This is a genomic window from Lutibacter agarilyticus (genome assembly GCF_900188235.1).
GTDB classification, from domain to species: Bacteria; Bacteroidota; Bacteroidia; order Flavobacteriales; family Flavobacteriaceae; genus Lutibacter; species Lutibacter agarilyticus.
This window is the reverse complement of the sequence record NZ_FZNT01000006.1, coordinates 163,088-181,442: the sequence shown is the minus strand read 5'-3', so window position 1 is coordinate 181,442 and position 18,355 is coordinate 163,088. Positions and strand designations below refer to the sequence as shown.

The 18,355-nt window shown below is 30.2% G+C and carries 18 protein-coding genes; 8 read left to right on the top strand and 10 right to left on the bottom strand.

The features are described from left to right. The first annotated feature begins 4 nt into the window (after positions 1 to 4). Entirely contained in the window at positions 5 to 1,024 is a 1,020-nt protein-coding gene (locus CHB67_RS11375) for a M28 family metallopeptidase (RefSeq protein ID WP_089381907.1), read from the top strand. Positions 1,025 to 1,390: 366 nt separating this feature from the next. On the opposite strand, the gene holA is transcribed toward CHB67_RS11375, so the two are convergent. Next, positions 1,391 to 2,395 carry a DNA polymerase III subunit delta gene (holA, locus tag CHB67_RS11370; RefSeq protein ID WP_089382009.1) on the bottom strand — a complete coding sequence of 335 codons (1,005 nt, stop codon included), beginning with the start codon at positions 2,393 to 2,395 and terminating at the stop codon, positions 1,391 to 1,393. A gap of 29 nt (positions 2,396 to 2,424) precedes the next feature. Here holA and CHB67_RS11365 point away from each other — a divergent pair, with 29 nt between their 5' ends. Continuing rightward, complete coding sequence (locus CHB67_RS11365; RefSeq protein ID WP_089381906.1) at positions 2,425 to 2,871, top strand: type I restriction enzyme HsdR N-terminal domain-containing protein; 447 nt, start codon at positions 2,425 to 2,427, stop codon at positions 2,869 to 2,871. Between the two features lie 50 nt (positions 2,872 to 2,921). Beyond that, complete coding sequence (locus CHB67_RS11360) at positions 2,922 to 3,920, top strand: glycosyltransferase family 2 protein (protein WP_089381905.1); 999 nt, start codon at positions 2,922 to 2,924, stop codon at positions 3,918 to 3,920. A gap of 1 nt (position 3,921) precedes the next feature. On the opposite strand, the gene CHB67_RS11355 is transcribed toward CHB67_RS11360, so the two are convergent. Beyond that, complete coding sequence (locus tag CHB67_RS11355) at positions 3,922 to 4,542, bottom strand: L-threonylcarbamoyladenylate synthase (RefSeq protein WP_089381904.1); 621 nt, start codon at positions 4,540 to 4,542, stop codon at positions 3,922 to 3,924. 35 nt (positions 4,543 to 4,577) lie between these two features. Here CHB67_RS11355 and CHB67_RS11350 point away from each other — a divergent pair, with 35 nt between their 5' ends. Next, complete coding sequence (locus CHB67_RS11350; RefSeq protein WP_089381903.1) at positions 4,578 to 5,465, top strand: alpha/beta hydrolase; 888 nt, start codon at positions 4,578 to 4,580, stop codon at positions 5,463 to 5,465. A 63-nt stretch (positions 5,466 to 5,528) separates the two neighbouring features. On the opposite strand, the gene CHB67_RS11345 is transcribed toward CHB67_RS11350, so the two are convergent. The 7 genes from CHB67_RS11345 to nusB form a co-directional block, all read right to left on the bottom strand. Continuing rightward, a complete protein-coding gene (locus CHB67_RS11345) occupies positions 5,529 to 6,227 on the bottom strand; it encodes a response regulator transcription factor (protein ID WP_089381902.1) in 699 nt (232 codons plus the stop codon). 20 nt (positions 6,228 to 6,247) lie between these two features. After that, positions 6,248 to 7,816 (bottom strand): sensor histidine kinase, encoded by a 1,569-nt coding sequence (locus tag CHB67_RS11340; protein WP_089381901.1) that lies wholly within the window; start codon positions 7,814 to 7,816, stop codon positions 6,248 to 6,250. A gap of 99 nt (positions 7,817 to 7,915) precedes the next feature. Continuing rightward, positions 7,916 to 8,500, bottom strand: coding sequence for a dephospho-CoA kinase (gene coaE / locus CHB67_RS11335; protein WP_089381900.1), 585 nt, complete (start codon positions 8,498 to 8,500; stop codon positions 7,916 to 7,918). A gap of 4 nt (positions 8,501 to 8,504) precedes the next feature. After that, positions 8,505 to 9,473 carry a YbbR-like domain-containing protein gene (locus tag CHB67_RS11330; protein WP_089381899.1) on the bottom strand — a complete coding sequence of 323 codons (969 nt, stop codon included), beginning with the start codon at positions 9,471 to 9,473 and terminating at the stop codon, positions 8,505 to 8,507. Between the two features lie 72 nt (positions 9,474 to 9,545). Further along, complete coding sequence (yajC, locus tag CHB67_RS11325) at positions 9,546 to 9,866, bottom strand: preprotein translocase subunit YajC (protein WP_089381898.1); 321 nt, start codon at positions 9,864 to 9,866, stop codon at positions 9,546 to 9,548. 27 nt (positions 9,867 to 9,893) lie between these two features. Further along, positions 9,894 to 10,346 (bottom strand): DUF1573 domain-containing protein, encoded by a 453-nt coding sequence (locus CHB67_RS11320; protein WP_089381897.1) that lies wholly within the window; start codon positions 10,344 to 10,346, stop codon positions 9,894 to 9,896. Between the two features lie 29 nt (positions 10,347 to 10,375). Continuing rightward, on the bottom strand, positions 10,376 to 11,314 hold the full coding sequence (gene nusB / locus CHB67_RS11315) for a transcription antitermination factor NusB (RefSeq protein WP_089381896.1): 939 nt from the start codon (positions 11,312 to 11,314) through the stop codon (positions 10,376 to 10,378). Positions 11,315 to 11,478: 164 nt separating this feature from the next. Between nusB and CHB67_RS11310 the strand changes: the two genes are divergently transcribed. Together CHB67_RS11310 and CHB67_RS11305 are read left to right on the top strand one after the other, a co-directional pair. After that, the gene (locus CHB67_RS11310; protein ID WP_089381895.1) at positions 11,479 to 13,233 is read left to right on the top strand and encodes an ABC transporter ATP-binding protein; all 1,755 of its coding nucleotides are present in this window, start codon (positions 11,479 to 11,481) and stop codon (positions 13,231 to 13,233) included. 79 nt (positions 13,234 to 13,312) lie between these two features. Next, a complete protein-coding gene (locus tag CHB67_RS11305) occupies positions 13,313 to 13,678 on the top strand; it encodes a PUR family DNA/RNA-binding protein (RefSeq protein WP_089381894.1) in 366 nt (121 codons plus the stop codon). A gap of 156 nt (positions 13,679 to 13,834) precedes the next feature. Here CHB67_RS11305 and sucC read toward each other — a convergent pair whose 3' ends face one another. Next, positions 13,835 to 15,028 (bottom strand): ADP-forming succinate--CoA ligase subunit beta, encoded by a 1,194-nt coding sequence (sucC, locus tag CHB67_RS11300; protein WP_089381893.1) that lies wholly within the window; start codon positions 15,026 to 15,028, stop codon positions 13,835 to 13,837. 206 nt (positions 15,029 to 15,234) lie between these two features. On the opposite strand from sucC, the gene CHB67_RS11295 reads away from it, so the two are divergent. After that, positions 15,235 to 17,646 (top strand): DUF5916 domain-containing protein, encoded by a 2,412-nt coding sequence (locus CHB67_RS11295; RefSeq protein ID WP_089381892.1) that lies wholly within the window; start codon positions 15,235 to 15,237, stop codon positions 17,644 to 17,646. A 41-nt stretch (positions 17,647 to 17,687) separates the two neighbouring features. Further along, a complete protein-coding gene (locus tag CHB67_RS11290) occupies positions 17,688 to 18,350 on the top strand; it encodes an ABC transporter ATP-binding protein (protein ID WP_089381891.1) in 663 nt (220 codons plus the stop codon). Positions 18,351 to 18,355 lie beyond the last annotated feature (5 nt).

Below are 18,355 nucleotides of genomic sequence, written 5' to 3'. Positions count from 1 at the left end.
TACAATGAAATACCTTATTTACATCATCCTTGCTTTACCTCTTATTTTTTGTGGAAATAGTGATCCTCTTTTAACCAACACTGAAGCCGAAATAATTACTGGTAAATTAGCGGAAAAATATGCTGAAGTTATATCTTCGGAAGCCTTAAAAGTCCATTTATATGAAGTTGCTTCTGATGAATTTGAAGGAAGAGCTACGGGAGAACCTGGTCAGAAAAAAGCAGCTGATTATTTAAAGAATTTTTATATTGAGCATCATATAGCTTCACCTTTGGGAGGAACAGATTATTTTCAAGACATTCCTACGGAAGCATTAAAACCTGGCATAAAACCTTCGGAAAACGTAGTTGCCTTTATTGAAGGCGCTGAACATCCTGAAGAAATTATAGTGCTTTCTGCACATTTTGATCATTTAGGAAGTACCGATGAAGATATTTTTAATGGTGCAGATGATGATGGTTCAGGTACTGTTGCATTGCTAAAAATTGCAGAAGCATTTCAAAATGCAAAAAACAATGGTGTTGGTCCAAAGCGCTCTATTTTATTATTACACGTTACAGGTGAAGAAAGAGGATTGTTGGGTTCTAAATACTACGTAAACCACCCTATTTTCCCGTTAAAAAATACGGTTGCCAATTTAAATATTGATATGATTGGTAGAGTTGATGATGCACATACAAAAACACCCGATTTTGTGTATTTGATTGGTAGCGATAAGTTGAGCTCTGAACTTCATGAAATCTCAGAAAACATCAATAAAAAGTTTACTAATTTGTTATTAGATTATACCTATAACGATGATAACGATCCAAATCGTTATTATTACAGATCTGACCATTATAATTTTGCGAAAAATAACATTCCTATTATTTTCTATTTTAACGGCACACATCAAGATTATCACAGACCTTCAGATACACCCGACAAAATTAATTATGACGTTTTAGCAAAAAGAACACAATTGGTTTTTTATACTGCTTGGGAATTAGCGAATAGGACTGAAAAGATTATTGTGGATAAATAGGCTTGAAGGTTTATAGGTTTAAATTTCCACATTGAAGGAACCTGTATCCAACTACTTATTGCTTATTAAAAGATCATATTTTATATAGGATCAATTGTGATACCTGCTCAGGTAAGCATCAAAACAATTGATGGTTTACTTCTCTAACCTACTGTAGATTCATGTTTTCACAGGAATGACATTTTTTTTATACACACTTTAGTTTAAATGGATGAGACACTGAATCAAATTCAGGGTGACGTATATTTTAGATTAAAAAAACTCTTGTTCGCGTTATGCTGAACTTGTTTCAGCATCTTTGCTTTATATTATTGAATTTCAAAAGAAAAAGATCTTTCGACTGCGCTCAAGATGACGGTAAATTTATTAATGAATAATTTTAAATAACAACTCTTTTAAAATATCCTTTGCAGGAAGTGCATTTGCTCCTAGCCCTTTTGTTTTTAAATCTGCTTCACGAAGTAACCCTATCACCTGTGAAACTTTACGCATTGGGTAATTTTTAGCTGCGGTTACATAATCGCCAATAAAATACGGATTCACTTTTAAGGCTCTTGCTGCACTATTCTTTGATTTATCTTGTAAACTATGAAAAATAAGCAATTGTGTGAAAAAACTATTCAACAATGAAATGGTCATAATCATAGGATTTGCTTTCTGATTTTGCCCAAAATAATTGATAATTTGATTGACTTTTAACACATTACGCTCTCCAACTGCTTTTCGCAATTCAAAATTATTATAGTCTTTACTAATCCCAATATTATCTTCTATGTCTTTTGCTGTAATAGTTGAACCGGCAGGGAGTACCACTAACAACTTATCCAATTCATTACTAATTTTACTTAAATTAGTTCCTAAAAACTCTACCAACATTAAACTAGCTTTGGGTTCAATTTGATAGTTTTTTCCAGCCAACACTCTTTTTATCCACTCGGGTACCTGATTGTCGTATAATTTCGGACTTTCAAAAATCTCACCATTCTTTTTAATGGATTTATACACCGCTTTACGCTTATCTAATTTTTTGTATTTATAGCAAAGCACCAATACCGTAGAAGGTTGTGGGTTTAAAGCATACACATTTAAATTATCAATAGTTCTAGATAAATCCTGCGCTTCTTTAACAATAATAACTTGCTTTTCAGCCATCATTGGAAATCGTTTGGCATTGTCTACAACATCTTCAATAGTTACATCTCTTCCATACAATACCATTTGATTGAATCCTTTTTCTTCTTCCGATAAAATATTATTTTCGATAAATTCTGAAATTTTATCAATATAATAAGGCTCCTCACCCATTAAAAAATAAATAGGTTTAATATTTCCGCTTTTTATATCTGAAACTATTTTAGCAACATCACTCATTTCATAAAAAAATTTAGCATTTTTGCTGAATGCAGCCATTGAATTTGCCTACATATCCATTGAAAATCAAAAGTAACGAAAATAACTATGCTATTTTTGATATCATTCGAAAAAAATATATGGTTTTAACACCCGAAGAATGGGTGCGTCAACATCTTATTCATTATTTAATAAAAGATAAAAGCTATCCCATTTCTTTAATTGCTGTTGAAAAAAAACTGACTATCAATGGCTTAACCAAAAGAACTGATATTTTAGTTTTTAACACCAAAGGACTTCCTGAAATAATTGTTGAATGTAAAGCTCCATCTGTAAAAATTACACAAGGTTCTTTTGACCAAATAGCGCGTTATAATTTAAAATTACAAGCAAATTATTTGATTGTTAGTAACGGATTACATCATTTTTTCTGTAAAATGGACACTAAAAACGAATGCTATATATTTTTAGAAAACATTCCCAACTATACTAAATAATTAAGAAAATATTGATTCTATTTTATCTTTTTTAAAGTAAGTTTGCACTTGTGAAAATAGCCATCGTCATATTAAACTGGAACGGTAAAAATTTACTAGAAAAATTTCTACCTTCAATTACAACTTACAGCAACCTTCCTAAGGTTACAATTTACGTTGCAGACAATGCTTCAACAGACAATTCTGTTTTATTTATTTCAAAAAAATATCCTGAAATAAAAATTATACAAAACAAAAAAAATGGCGGCTATGCAAAAGGTTACAACGATGCTTTACAACTTATAAAAGCGGATGTATATGCCTTGGTTAATTCGGACATTGAAGTCACTCCAAACTGGTTACAACCTATTATTTCAGTTTTTGAAAACGAGCCAACTACAGCCATTATTCAACCTAAAATTTTAGATTATAAAAACAAAATATACTTTGAATATGCTGGTGCAGGTGGTGGTTATATTGATGAATTTGGGTATCCCTATTGCAGAGGTCGTATTTTTAATACCATAGAAAAAGATGTGCAACAATTTAATGATACTACTGAGGTTTTTTGGGCTTCAGGGGCATGTTTTTTTATCAGGGCCGAAATTTTTCACGAATTGAATGGTTTTGATGAAGACTATTTTGCACACCAAGAAGAAATTGATTTATGTTGGAGAGCTGAAAATGCACAACAAACTATAAAATATGTTGGCGCTTCAACCGTATACCATATTGGAGGCGCTACTTTGAAAGAAGAGAGTCCAAGAAAAAGTTTTTTAAATTTTAGAAACAGTTTATTTTCATTGGCAAAAAACTTACCCACTTCTAAATTACTGCCAATAATTTTAGGCAGACTTATTTTAGATGGAGTTGCTGGATTGAAATTTTTGCTAGAATTACGCCCAATACACACGCTTGCAATTATCAAAGCACATTTTAGTTTTTATTTTCAACTACCTAAAATGTTGAAAAAGCGCAAACAATCTACTCAAAAAAGCAATTACTTTCATCGAAAAAGTATTGTTTGGGATTATTTTGTTTTAGGAAAAAAAACAGTAAAGGAATTGTAAACTACAAATCGTCTATAGATCCTTTTCCTTCCCTCACAATTTCTATTTCTCCATCAGACAAATCAATTACTGTTGAAGGTGTATTGTCTCCATAACCACCATCAATTACTACGTCAACAATATCTTTCCACTTTTCAAAAATTAACTCTGGATCAGTTGTATATTCTACTAAATCATCTTCATCATAAATTGATGTTGAAACAATTGGGTTTCCTAACATTTTTACCAAATCCCGAACAATATTATTATCTGGCACTCTAATTCCAACAGTTGATCTGTGTTTAAATGCTTTAGGTAAATTTGTACTACCAGGTAAAATAAAAGTATAAGGTCCCGGTAATGCGCGCTTTAGAATTTTAAACGTTGAATTATCAATTTGTTTCACATAGTCTGAAAGATTACTTAAATCAGAACAAATAAACGAGAATTTGGCTTTATTTAACTTAACACCTTTAATTTTAGCTACTTTTTCCATAGCTTTTGTGTTTGTAATATCACAACCCAACCCATACACCGTATCTGTTGGGTAAATAATTAAACCTCCTTTTTTTAAGACTTTAACAACCTTCTCAATTTCACGTTCATTTGGGTTTTCTTCAAATATTTTTACAAATTGTGCCATCTTTTTACTATATTTTGATTCTAATAAATTCTGAAATGAAATATACACTAAACCACTTTAATAAAATCATCTTTTTTTTATTTTTTATTTTAACTACTTTTTCTTGTTCAGACACCTCTGATGAAATTTTTAGCAACGCTACAGATGCTTCCGAAGAAATAGCTTTACTAAATGTTGAATATGGTTCGGCATCCTTACAAAAATACGATATTTATTTACCAAAAAATAGATCAGGTAGTACTACAAAAGTTTTTGTATTAATTCACGGTGGAAGCTGGGTAGGCGGAGATAAAGATGATTTAAACAACATTGTTTCAGGGATTCAAGTTAGGTTTCCAAACTATGCGGTTGTTAATATGAATTACCAACTTGCGGGGATTGGGAAAAGCCCTTTCCCGATGCAATTAATAGATATTGAAACTGTAATTGACCACCTAAAATCAAATACTAACAACTATCATATCTCATCAAATTTTGGGTTTATAGGAACAAGTGCTGGCGCACACTTAGCAATGCTATACGCTTATGATTATGATGCTTTGAGTGAGATTAAAATTGTTTGTAGTATTGTAGGACCTACAAATTTCACCGATGACAATTATGTTTTAAATCCTGATTACCAACAATTAATTTTAGGAATTCAGTTAATTACTGGTGTCAGTTTTCAAGAAGATCCAAGCTATTATGAAAATGCAAGCCCTTATCATGTAGTTACTTCAACTGCTCCGCCGAGTATTTTATTTTATGGAGGTGAAGATGATTTAGTACCTAGATCTCAAGGCATTGAAATGCACGAGAAATTGAATAGCTTAAACATTATCAATGAATTTACTCTTTATGAAAATGAAGGTCACGGTTGGGAAGGTGAAGCTTTAAACGATACTTACACTAAACTTTCATCTTTTATTACTACTTATTTCTAAAAAAAATCCTCTTCTAAAATGAATTAGAAAGAGGATTTATTATTTTATAAAAGGGAACTATTTTTAAGATTTCTCAATCAATCTAAAACCTTCACCGTGAATATTTAAAATCTCAACATTTTCATCCTTTTTTAAATATTTTCTAAGTTTTGCAATATACACATCCATACTTCTTGAAGTGAAATAATTATCATCTCTCCAAATTTTGGTCAATGCCAATTCACGCGGCATCAAATCATTTTTATGAACAGCCAACATTTTTAACAACTTACTTTCTTTAGGAGACAATTTTTGAGATTCTTCACCATTATAAGACAAGTGTCTTAATTTTGAATTAAATTCGAACTTTCCAATTTTAAATTCAAAAGCATCTTCTTCAGCACTTTGTTCAGTTTCTTTACGTTGTAAAATCGCTTTAATTTTATACAAAAGCACTTCTGAATCAAACGGTTTATTTAAATAATCGTCTGCACCGGCCTGATATCCTTTTAAAACATCTTCCTTCATAGTTTTGGCCGTTAAAAATATAATAGGCACTTCAGAGTCTGTAGCCCTAATATCTTTTGCCAAAGAAAACCCATCTTTTCTAGGCATCATAACATCTAAAATACATAGATCAAAATCGTCATTTTTAAACATTATTAAACCTTCTAAACCATCTTTAGCATGGGTAACATTGTAATCATTTAACGATAAATAATCTTTTAAAACTGTTCCAAAATTAGGATCGTCTTCTACCAATAAAATTCTATTATTTTCCATATATAGTTTGTGTTATCTTATTATATCAAAGGAAGTTTAACTATGAAAGTGCTTCCTACTCCTTTTTCACTTTCAACGTGTACTTCACCTTGATGAATTTCTACTATTTTTTTCACATACGAAAGTCCTAAACCATGCCCCTTCACGTTGTGTATATTTCCTGTTTCTTCTCTATAAAACTTCTTAAAAATATTTTTTTGAACATTATGATTCATTCCAATACCTTTATCTTTTATCATAATTACAATATGCTTCTCTGTATTTTCAGTGATGACTTTAATTTTTGGAGCTCCTTCGGAATACTTAATTCCATTATCAAGCATATTTACTATGATATTATTTAAATGGAATTCGTTTCCTGAAACCTCGGTTAAACTTGCTTCTAATTTCAAGTCTATAAAACCTCCTCTATCTTTTACTAACAGTTCAACATGCGTAATCGCCTCTTCAATAATATCGTGCATGTCAACCACTTCCTTACTTACATCTAATTGATTCTTTTCAAGTTTAGAAATACGCAACACATTTTCAACTTGGGTGTGCATTCGTTTATTTTCATCACGAATCATTTTTACATAGCGCTCAACCTTCTCTTTATCATTAATTATTTTAGGATTTTTAATGGCATCTAGCGCTAAGTTAATGGTTGCAATAGGCGTTTTAAACTCGTGTGTCATATTATTTATGAAATCTGTTTTAATTTCAGAAATTTGTTTTTGACGTATTAATTGGTACAATGCCGTAACAAAAGCTAAAATAATAATGACAATAAAAAATACTGATAAGATTAAAATTTTTGAAATTGAAGACAATATAAAGTTCTTTTTCTCAGGAAATGTTACATACAACTGAAAATCGCTTTTACCATCAGCATTTACAAACATAGGCACCATATAACTTTTACCGATTTCTTTTCTAAAATAGCCAGATTTTAATTGTGTTGCCAAACCATTACTATAAACACCATATTTAAAATCGGTTTCAATACCTTTTCTTTTCAACTCACGATCTAATCGAACCATTATCTCGTTGTTACTTACTCTTTTATGAATAGGTAATTTACTAGTATACACATCAAATAAAGGCTCAATATTTGCTTTTTCAGCTCTTACAAACCTTCCCATTTTTATAATACGTTCAACGGGTGGATTCACTAGATTGCTTTGATTGTCTAAACTTTGATCTTTTACAACTACAATTTCTTCTTTACTAAAAATTTCTTTAAAGTAAACAGAATCATTTTCAAAGAACTCGGTGGGAACTTTATAATTTTGTTCAATTATACTTTGTGAAAAAGTAAAACGTTCGTTGTTAGTGGTATCTACTTTTTCAAAAATAAATTTAATAACATCTGATTTTTCAACCTGTTCACCTTCTTTATAATTATCAACAAATTTTTGATAAAAATTATCAAATTCTCGTTGCCCAATATCTTCTGAAACCTTTGCCAATACAAACCTTACGTTTGCAGTAAATTGCTCTTCAGTAATTTGAACTGTATTTTTTATCCAAAATACTTGAACCGAAATAATGCCTATTAAGGCGGTACTCATTAAAACAATAATCAGCAAAAATATTCTTTTCCCCATTGATTCAAAATTAAACTTTTAATAGTAAAAAAGCTTTGTTTTAACGTTCATTAACAAACAATTTATTTTTTTAACATATTCTTAAGAATATCTACAAATTTAGTTTAATTTTAGTAATATTTCAAAAATAGTTTTCACTTGTTCTTTTGCTGATTGAAATGTGTTATTTGTAATTACAAAATCTGATTTTAACACTTTAGCCTCATCATTTAATTGATGTTTTATTCTTTGCATAACAGCCTCCTTATCGGTTTGATCTCTAAGCATAACACGTTTAATCCGTTCTTCAAAATCTGCCGTAACCGTAATAACATAATCACACAAATTATGGCTACCACTTTCAAATAAGATGGCTGCTTCATAAATCACAATTTCAGCTTTAGTTGTTTTGGTGAAATTTTCAAAATGTGCCCGCACTTTAGGATGAACGAGTGCATTTAATTTGGCTAATTTGGCTTTATTGTTAAATACTATTTCTGAAATATAAGAACGATTCAGTATTCCATTTTTGTATGCTTCCGAACCAAATAAAAATGTAATCTCTTTAATTAGTTCAGCATTTGTATTCATAAGTTGTTTAGCTTCAATATCGGCTATAAAAGTTGCAGCTCCAAGCTCTTTAAAATAAGTTAATACCGTGCTTTTACCGCTTCCAATACCTCCCGTTAAACCAACTATTTTCATATACTTACTTTTGAATTAAAAACTCAATTTGAGTTGGATTCACTTTTAACGACTGAATAAATTCACTTTTCTGCTGAATTACAGGTGTTAAATAACGAACAAGCGTATCGTTCATATATTGATTGTAATCAAATACTACAGATACACTATTCGTATTAATTTTACTAAAATGTGTCAAACCAACCCTATAAATAATTTCAATTTCTTTTGGAAAAGGGTTAATTTTTATGTTTTCAGGTTGATTTATAATTTGCACTGGAACTTTTAAAACACCTTCTGTAAATTTATCTACACTTCCAACTACATTTACTGTATTGGTTGATAGTATTAAATTTTTATGTTTGCTAGGCACTACTAATTTTAGTTTTGTGTCTATACTTTCATAAACTTCAGTAAGTTTCAACGGAATGGTTGAAATTTCTAAAATGGAATCCAGTTGTTTTTCAGGTCCTGTAACTAGTACAGAATCTGGTATCACATTTAATTTTTCAATAAAATTATAGCCCAATTTAAATTTCACATCAATAGTTGGATGAACAACTACTTTTTTTGAAACATTTCTACCCAGATCTAAAAAAATGGTATCTGTTAAAACATTTAATACTTTTGTTTCACTAATTAGTTGTTTATTTAAGTTGGTTAGCTGCGTATTTGGCAACAAAAAATCTCGTTGTTTATTGCTTTTTAAAGTGTTTAAGTTGAATGTAATTTTATGTTTTACAACCTTATACCTAAGCAATGTAAAACCAGGTGCGTTTATTGTTAATTCAAGTTCTGAAACTGGTGTGTTTTGTAAAACTTTATCTATTGGTAAACCCGCATATTTAACCTTAAATAAAGCCGTAGTTGTGTAATTTTTTGAAAGTGCTATTAACAACCAAATTATAGATGTCAGAATTAAAAAAAATAAAAAAACTTTAAATTTCCTATTGTTTTTTAACCTTAAATTTGAAATTTTTTGAGCTGTTTTCATACCATTTATAAAACTTAAATATACAAAAAAAGTGAGCCGATTAGCTCACTTTTAAATTAGAAATATAATTTCTTATTTTTTTTCTACAGGGGCTTGTAATTTTTTACTTAACTCCATAGAAATTGCTGAACGTTCAAATTTCATTTTTCCTGCACCTGTTTCAACAATTACCGTATTATCGTGATCAACAATGTCAACAATTTTTCCGTGAATACCACTTGTTGTAATTATTTTGTTTCCTTTAGCTATTTCTGCTTGGAATTTTTTTTCGTTTTTAGCTTTTTTCATTTGAGGTCTAATCATAAAAAGATAGATAACCACAAACATTAATAAAAAAGGTAACATACCTTGTAATGAAAATCCTTCTGCTTGTAAAAAAATTGCTGTATACATTTATTTATATAATTTATTATTATTGAATTAACTTTTTGCTATTACAGTACCTTTTAAACGAATAACTTCCGTGTTTTTTTCGGCATTAGACTTAACGGTAATAGATTTATTTTGTTTCCCTACTCTATTGGCTGAATTAAATTCAAATTTAATTTCACCGGTGGCACCTGGAGCAATTGCTTCTTTTGTATATTCTGGAGTAGTACAACCACAAGAAGGTTTTACACTTGTAATAATTAAATCAACCTTTCCTGAATTTGTTACTTTAAAAACGCCTTGTACTTTTTCACCTTCTGTAACGGTTCCAAAGTCGTATTCTTTTTGATCAAACTCTATAATAGGTGCGCCTAAACTAAGCTTAGCATCTCTTTCTTTGGCGGTTTCTATGTTTGTTGTGTTAATTTTTGCTGAAGCTTTTTTTTCACAAGCAGTAAAAATTAAAGTGAATAAAGCTATACTAAATAAGATTTGTTTTTTCATTTTTTAAAAATTTTAGTAAAAATATAAAATTACATCAATCCTCTACCTATTTTATTCAATCTTTTTGAAGCTGTAAAATCTTTTAAAATTTTATCTAACACTCCATTAATAAAATAGCTACTTTTATTAGTTGAATAATCTTTTGAAATCTCAATATATTCATTAATAGTAACCCTTGTAGGAATTGAAGGGAATTTTAAAAATTCAGTTATTGCCATTTTTATTAACAACATATCAATTTCTGCAATTCTATCTGCATCCCAGTTTGGTGTTTTATCTTCAATATCTTTTTCAAATTCTTTATGATTCAACACAACTTTTCTAAACAAATCAACTACAAACTTTTTATCATCCTCATCTTTATACAAGTTTCCAAAAAGAAGTGGTTTAGTTGGTGCTAAACCATTTAATGTTTTAACTACCCAAGTATTTACAAAAGGAATATCATCAACCCAACTAATTGTTTTGTCTTCAAAATAATCAGCTAATTTATCATTCGGAGCTATTATTGTTTTGAACATAGCAACCACAAATTCTTTATCCGTTTGAAAATTTGAAGTTTCAGACTCCATATAAGTCTTATACAAATCACTTTCTTTGGTCAATTTCCAAATCTCTTTTACATACTCATCATCTAATTTCCAATTATGTAAACTATGTGTTTCTTCAAAATCTTTTAATGAAGAACTTTCTGAAATAATATCAAAAACTTGGTTATTAATAAATTTTGGATTTGGATTTTTCTCTTCTGGAGTCGCTAAAAACTTTTGTTGTGAAATTTTGATATGCTTTTTTTCAAAATCTCTTACTTCAACCATCAATCGAAACAAAAGCGCATACAAATCGTACATTTTATCTATACTGTGGTATAGAAATTTTTCTTCCCTTACAAGGTTATCACTTTTAGATTGCAGCAATGCATAAGCCGATTGCATAACTTTAACTCTAATATGTCTTCTGTTTATCATTTAAAGAACTTTGTTTTTAACTTTGCAAAAATAGTATTATTTTGTTACAATTCATTAGTTGTTTTTAATTTTTTAAACAAAGTTAAAAGTATCTTAATAATTGTATAATTAAAATTATATTGCTGTATATTCGTGCATTAAAATTTGAAGTTCGCTACAACTTTATGAAAGCCTTAAAATACCTAAATAAATACTTTGTAAAATATAAATACCGCTTGCTTGTTGGTATATTTATCACCTTTTGTTCTAAATACTTAGCACTTGAAATACCACAACTTGTAAGTCAATCAATTGATATTGCCGATGATTATCAAAACGGAATTATAACTGATTTAGCACTTGTAAAAAGTGACTTACTTTACAATATTTTATTAATTGTAGGTGCCGCTTTACTCTCGGGATTCTTTACTTTTTTAATGCGTCAAACCATTATTGTTACTTCAAGATTGATTGAATTCGACTTAAAAAATGAAATATATAAGCAATACCAACGCTTATCTATTAATTTTTATAAAAAAAATAGAACAGGCGATTTAATGAATAGAATTAGCGAGGATGTTACTAAAGTTCGTATGTACTTTGGACCCGCAATCATGTATTCCATAAATATGTTGGTATTATTTATTGTAGCCATTGTTAAAATGTATAGTATTGACAAAACGCTCACAAATTACACATTGCTTCCGCTTCCTATTCTATCCATTTCGATTTATGTTTTAAGTCGTGTTATTAACAAAAGAAGTACCATTGTTCAACAATATTTATCAAAATTAACGGCAAATGCTCAAGAAACTTTTTCAGGGATTAGCATTATAAAATCGTATGGAATTGAGCCTAAAGTAATGACTGATTTTATAGATCTTTCAGAAGTTACCAAAGAAAAAAACATTAACTTATTTAAGGCACAGGCCCTATTTTTTCCGTTAATGATTTTATTAATTGGTTTGAGTAACATTTTAGTAATTTACATTGGTGGTTTACGTTATATGGCTGGAGAAATTTCTTTGGGAACCATTGCTGAATTTATAATGTATGTAAATATGCTTACCTGGCCAGTTGCTGTTGTGGGGTGGGTTACTTCAATTGTACAACAAGCTGAAGCATCTCAAAAGCGTATCAATGAATTTTTAGAGCACCAACCTGAAATTGTAAACAACAACTTAAAACCTTCAACCATCAAAGGAAGTATTGAGTTTAAAGATGTTTCATTCACCTACGACGACACTAATATTACGGCTTTAAAACACATTAGTTTTAAACTTGAACAAGGAAAGACACTCGCTATTTTAGGGAATACAGGCTCTGGAAAATCCACCATTATTAATTTAGTTGCTCGATTATATGATGTTGATTCAGGAAAAATTTTAATTGATGGTATTCCAATTGAACAATTAAATTTAAATAATTTAAGACAAAGTATTGGTTTTGTACCACAAGAAGCTTTTTTATTTTCAGACACTATTAAAAACAATATTAAATTTGGAGACGAAGATGCTTCAGATGCTAAAATTGAAACAGCCGCCCAAAACGCATACATACATCATAATATTGTAGAGTTTAAAGAAGGATACAACACGTATGTTGGAGAAAGAGGTGTTACTTTATCAGGCGGACAAAAACAACGTGTTTCTATTGCTAGAGCCATTATTAAAGATCCTCAAATATTAATTTTTGACGACTGCCTTTCAGCTGTTGATACTGAAACTGAGGAAATTATACTGAATAATCTACACGAAATTAGCAAAAATAAAACAACCATTATTGTAAGTCATAGAATTTCATCAATTAAAAATGCAGACAGCATTATTGTACTTGAAAAAGGTGAAATTATTCAACAAGGTTCACATTCTGAGCTTGTTAATAAAAGCGGTTATTACAAACAATTATATGAGCAACAACTTTTAGAAAAAGAAATCTAAAAAACATTAAAAAAGCAAAATATTTTTATAGATTTGTGGGAGAATCTAATAAAAAGATTAATAAAATAGAAAGTTAATTATGAGCGACAACGAACATTTAGAACAAGAAGAGATTTTTTCTCAAGTTCTTAGAGCAGGAAGAAGAACTTACTTTTTTGATGTAAGAGCTACGAAAGCTGAAGATTATTACTTAACAGTTACTGAAAGTAAAAAATTCACACACGACGATGGATCTTTCCATTACAAAAAACACAAAATTTATTTATACAAAGAAGATTTTCAAGAATTTAATGAGATGCTGAAAGCTGCAACTGATTATATTTTAGAAGAAAAAGGTGAAGAAGTTATATCTGAACGTCACCAAAAAGATTTTAAAAGATCTTCTGAAGAGGTAGAAGTTACCAGTACAGAAAATTTTACTGATGTAAAATTTGAAGATATTTAAAATTCAAAAATCATAAAAAAAAGGCTAACAATTTATAAATTGTTAGCCTTTTTTTTATTTGCTGCACTACGCTACTTTTAACTGTATGCGTTTATTTTAAAACAAAAAATGCGATTTCAAAATTTTGAAAACGCATTTTTATAATTAGATTATATTTTATGCAAGTACTTCTTGTACTTTATCAGCAGCTTCTTGAAATTCAGTAGCTGAAATCACATCCAATCCACTATTATCAATTAACTGTTTTGCCTCAACAGCATTGGTACCTTGTAAACGAACAATAATTGGCACTTTTATAGCATCTCCCATATTTCTATAGGCATCAATAACACCTTGAGCTACACGATCACAACGTACAATTCCACCAAAAATATTTACTAAAATTGCTTTCACATTATCATCTTTTAAAATAATTCTAAATGCAGTTTCAACACGTTTTGCATCGGCTGTACCACCAACATCTAAAAAGTTTGCTGGCTCTCCTCCTGATTGTTTGATTAAATCCATCGTACTCATTGCCAAACCAGCTCCGTTTACCATACAACCAACATTTCCATCTAAATCTACATAATTTAAACCTGCAGCGTTAGCTTCAACTTCAATTGCATTTTCTTCGCGAAGATCTCTTAAGGCTGCTAAATCTTTATGACGGTACAATGCATTATCATCTAACGTAACTTTAGAATCAACAGCTAAAATTTTATCATCAGATGTTTTTAAAACAGGATTAATTTCAAATAAAGACGCGTCCGATTCTACATACGCAGTGTATAAACTAGTTACAAACTTTATCATCTCTTTTAAAGCTGCACCTGAAAGACCTAAATTAAAAGCTATTTTACGTGCTTGAAAAGCCTGTATACCAATTAATGGATCAATTTCTTCAGTAAAAATTAAATGCGGTGTATTTTCAGCCACCGTTTCAATATCCATACCTCCTTCGGTAGAATACATAATCATATTTTTTCCTGTTGCACGATTTAACAACACAGACATATAGTATTCTTCAGGTTCATTATCTCCCGGATAATAAACATCTTCAGCTATTAAAACTTGATTTACCTTTTTACCTTCAGCAGAAGTTTGAGGCGTAACCAACATCATTCCAATAATATTTTCAGAAATAGTTTCAATTTCAGCTAAACTTTTTGCCAACTTTACACCACCGCCTTTTCCTCGACCACCTGCGTGAATTTGAGCTTTTACTACCCACCAACCTGTTCCGGTTTCAGTAGCTAGCTGTTTTGCAGCTTCTACTGCTTTTTTATGGTTATCAGCAACTATTCCTCGCTGAATTCTAACCCCAAAACTGTTTAGTAATTCTTTTCCTTGATATTCGTGTAAATTCATTAGCCGTAAATTATTTAGTTAATATTCACAAATGTAATAATCCAAAGTTAAAATTTACATTGAATTCAAAAAAAATTAACATTCAATTGTTATTTTTAGAAAACTTAAGAAAACGTTTTCATAAACGAATCATTATTAACATTAATTTAAGACGATTTCCTTTAGATGTTAAATAGTTTTGTAATAAATATCCAACCAAACCTTCCATGAAAAAGTACCTGTTTATTTATTTCCTCTGTATTTTTTCATTTGCATTTGCACAGCAACCTAAAAAATCCGTACAAGCATCAAAAACAAAAAAAGCACCAACTATTGATGGAATTTTAAATGATGAAGCTTGGGAAAATGCTGACATTGCGAAAGACTTTGTAATGTTTAGGCCTGGTGATGGCACAAAAGAAAGGGAAAACAAAAAAACAGCGGTTAAAATAACCTACGATGATGAAGCCATTTATTTTGGTGCTATATTGTATGATGATACCCCTGAAGAAATACCGCTTCAATTTACCAGTCGTGATGATTTTGGAAATGTTGATTGGTTTTTAGTGAGTTTAAATCCTTTTAACGATAACCAAAACGATTTTGAATTTGTAGTAATGAGCACTAACTCACAAGCCGATGCCAAAGTATTTGCTAATGGAAATGAAGATTTTAGCTGGAATGCTGTTTGGGATAGTGAAGTAAGTATAAACAAAGACAGCTGGGTTGTTGAAATTAAAATTCCTTATTCGCAACTTCGATTTTCAAACGCACCAGTTCAAACTTGGGGTGTTAACTTCCATAGAAAAATTAACTACTTAAACGAACAATATGTTTGGAATTATATTGACAAAAGTGCCGGAGAACTTTCACTATACGCTGGATTAATTAATGGTATTGAAAACATTCAACCTCCTACCCGCTTAAATTTTTACCCATACACCTCAGGAACTTTATCGTCTTACAATAATGATACCCGATTTGATGCTAATTTTGGACTGGATATAAAATATGGTTTAAGTGAAAGTCATACTTTAGACGTTACACTAATACCCGATTTTGGTCAGACAGCTTTTGATGAGACCGTTTTAAACTTAGGTCCGTTTGAACAACAATACTCCGAAAAACGTGCTTTTTTTACAGAAGGAACGGAGCTTTTTGGACTAGGAAATTTATTTTATTCAAGAAGAATTGGTAGCAGTCCTATTGGTTATTACGATGTTGAAGAAAATCTTCAAGAAAACGAAGCAATTGCAAATAACCCTACCAATGTGAATATGATTAATGCCATTAAACTTTCTGGTAGAGATAAAAATGGCTTAGGTATTGGGTTTTTTAATGCCATTACCGAAAAAACCTATGCAACAATAAAAGATACAGTTTCAGGAACTGAAAGAAAAGAAATTACAGAGCCTTTAACCAATTACAATGTTTTTGTAATTGACAAACAATTCAATGGAAATTCATCTGTAAGCCTTATCAATACTAACGTACTTAGAAATGGTGATTTTAGAGATGCAAACACTACTGCGTTACTTTTTGACATTTCAAACAAAGAAAACAAATACAATGTCTCTGGAAATATAAAAATGAGTAATGTTCGTGAAGATGGTGAAAATAATGCTGGTTATGCTGGCACTGTTAGATTAGGTAAAATTTCTGGAAACTATCAATATTACTTTCGTTATTCTAGAAACGATGATAATTTTGATATTCAGGATTTTGGCTTTCAACGAAGAAATAATTACTCGAATTTCTATTCTGGAATTTCGTACCAAATTTTTGAACCTACCAAAAAATTTGAAAGATTTAGAATACGGTTTGATGCTAGTTTGCGCTATTTAAGTGAACCTAACGAATATACAGGAAACGATGTTGAATTAAATGCCTTTTTTATTACTATTAATCGTTTGGCTTACGGAGCAAACATAGAAGCAAATATTGGAGATCAATACGATTATTTTGAACCACGAGTTGAAGGTCGTTTTTTTAAACAACAAGGTGTATTTGAATCTGGAGCATGGATTTCTTCAGATTTCAGGAAAAAGTTTGCCGTTGAAGCTAATATCAATTACGCAAAAAGGTACACACTTAACAATTATTATTACGGAATTGAAATTGAACCTCGTTATCGATTTTCTGATAAATTTCAAATGATATACAATGTAGAATATGGGAAGTTAGTCAACGAAAACGGCTATATTACCCAACTTGAAAATGAAGATATTATTTTTGGAACTAGAGATGTGAAAAATGTAATAAATACCCTTAGCGGAAAATTGAGTTTTTCAACTAAATCGGCACTCACACTTTCTTTTAGGCATTATTGGTCTCCTGTTCAATACCAAGATCAATATTACGTTTTAAATAAAGAAGGTACATTAGATCCAACCTCCTATTCAGAAAACAACAACATCAATTATAATATTTGGAATTTAGATTTAAACTACACCTGGCAATTTGCTCCAGGAAGCTTTTTAACAGCGCTGTACCGAAATTCTATATTTAACGAAGATGATTTATCGTATATAGATTTTGGGGAAAATCTAACCAACTTGTTTAACGAACCTATAAACAATGTTATTTCACTTAAAGTAATTTACTTTTTAGACTACAACAAACTAAAAACGTGGTTGTAAATTCGCTTTAATTGTTTAATTTCACAGCATTAATTTACCACATGATTGAAGCAAAAAATATACACAAGTTTTACGGAGATTTAGAAGTTTTAAAAGGCGTTAATTTAACCATTAAAAAAGGAGAAGTTGTAGCTATTGTAGGACCTTCAGGTGCTGGAAAAACAACCCTTTTACAAATTTTAGGCACATTAGATACACCTTCAAAGGAAGCCAATTCACACTTAACAATAAACCAAGAAAACTTATTAAACTTAAAAGATAACGCACTTTCTAAATTTAGAAATAAGCATATTGGATTTATTTTTCAATTTCACCAATTACTGCCAGAATTTACAGCTTTAGAAAATGTGTGTATCCCAGCTTTTATAGCCAATAAATCTAAGAAAGAAGCTGAAAAAGCCGCCAAAAAATTATTAGATTTTTTAGGACTCTCAGATAGAATTCATCACAAACCAAACGAGCTTTCTGGTGGTGAACAACAACGTGTTGCAGTTGCTAGAGCTTTAATAAACAATCCTGATGTTATTTTTGCTGACGAACCAAGTGGAAACCTAGATTCAACTTCAGCAAAAAATTTACACGAATTGTTTTTTACGCTTCGCGAAAAATTCAATCAAACCTTTGTAATTGTTACACACAATACCGAATTAGCTGAAATGGCTGATCGAAAATTAGAAATGAAAGATGGCAAAATAATCAATTAATTTTT